Annotated in this window: 3 protein-coding genes; 2 read left to right on the top strand and 1 reads right to left on the bottom strand. The window is 45.1% G+C overall.

Annotation, left to right across the window (positions count from 1 at the left end):
* Positions 1-102: 102 nt before the first annotated feature.
* Positions 103-321 carry an AbrB/MazE/SpoVT family DNA-binding domain-containing protein gene (locus CDZ78_RS20680; RefSeq protein ID WP_087871615.1) on the bottom strand — a complete coding sequence of 73 codons (219 nt, stop codon included), beginning with the start codon at positions 319-321 and terminating at the stop codon, positions 103-105.
* A gap of 509 nt (positions 322-830) precedes the next feature.
* Here CDZ78_RS20680 and CDZ78_RS22495 point away from each other — a divergent pair.
* Complete coding sequence (locus CDZ78_RS22495) at positions 831-971, top strand: hypothetical protein (protein ID WP_167374433.1); 141 nt, start codon at positions 831-833, stop codon at positions 969-971.
* Between the two features lie 29 nt (positions 972-1,000).
* The coding region (locus tag CDZ78_RS22770) for a hypothetical protein (protein ID WP_211200789.1) at positions 1,001-1,193 on the top strand (193 nt) is incomplete at its 3' end.

Below are 1,193 nucleotides of genomic sequence, written 5' to 3'. Positions count from 1 at the left end.
GGAGAATTAAACGCATCAGCTGAAGAAATGACTAATGCAGGCCTCACTTTATTAGTTTGTCTATCGGTAAAGGGAAACGGAACTTTTACGATATCATACCTATTATAAATCACGATAAGCCTCGTCATCCTTAGCGCTATTCCATTCAGATAAAGTTCCACTTATGGCACTAAGATAATCAATATCAACTGGCTCTACACGGCGCACAGAAATCTTCCCATCGGCTTGAATATCCCAAGCCAGCGTATCACCAAATTCAAGGTGCATCGCTCTACGAACCTCAACAGGGACAGTAATCTGTCCTTTGCTACCGCTGAAAATCCTGGAAACGGAGCTTAAGCGAAGTGAAGATTTTTAGTCCGTGATAGCGATAGGGCCGGGTGTTTTCTCGAAGCGTCTTTTTGCGTAGAGAAAATACAAGGCATTCCGACATCGCGTCAAGCCATTTGAGGTAACTAAATAAAAACCCCTCTAGGGTTTTTATAAGTGGACGCAGGGCGAATCAGGGCATCGCAGATTTTAATCAGTCCCGTTAAGCTTTTGCCGCGAACTTGGGCTTGGACGCCCAAAATGAGCTTTCGCAAAAGTAGGGACTCCCCGATTAGTTTTGCAAGTTGTGGCCTGGATATCTCCTATCAGTAAAGACTCCTTACTGTAAAGGATATGGACGTAGGCAGCAATCATTAATTTTTAAAAAATAACTAGGCGCGCCATGCTACCTCACGAAATTCCGGGACTCCTGTCGCCGTAATTCGTTCACCTACGCAGCGAATAGGAGATGCTCCAGCCGCCCTGCGTCCGCCACAGACTGAGCACAAAGCAGCTCAGTCATGGCTACCTCAAATGGCTCTACGGCTATTCGGGATAAAATTTTAGCCTCCCTCGCGCGCTATCGCGCACTTCGGATTGGCAAATTTCCCTGCGCCTTCTGGAGACTATCATCCCGTCCGGGGCTGACAGCGGGGGAATAACTTCAAAGAAGTTTAATTTTATTAATTGTTTGCCTTTAATAAAAGATCTGGTTCTGTCGCACCCCCCCCCTGGAACCATCGCCATACTCCATTTCAAACGCTGGACGATTGAAAAGACGTTTAATAATACCAAAAGTAATTTCAAGGAAACTAAAGCCTGGTCTTCGAATAATAGTAAGCGTCAATTAAACCACACATTCAAAACCAACCTAAAAAATGGCA

It is taken from the genome of Bathymodiolus platifrons methanotrophic gill symbiont (assembly GCF_002189065.1).
Taxonomy (GTDB): domain Bacteria; phylum Pseudomonadota; class Gammaproteobacteria; order Methylococcales; family Methylomonadaceae; genus Methyloprofundus.
The sequence above is the reverse complement of the archived record's forward strand: the minus strand, read 5'-3'. Positions and strand labels throughout refer to the sequence as shown.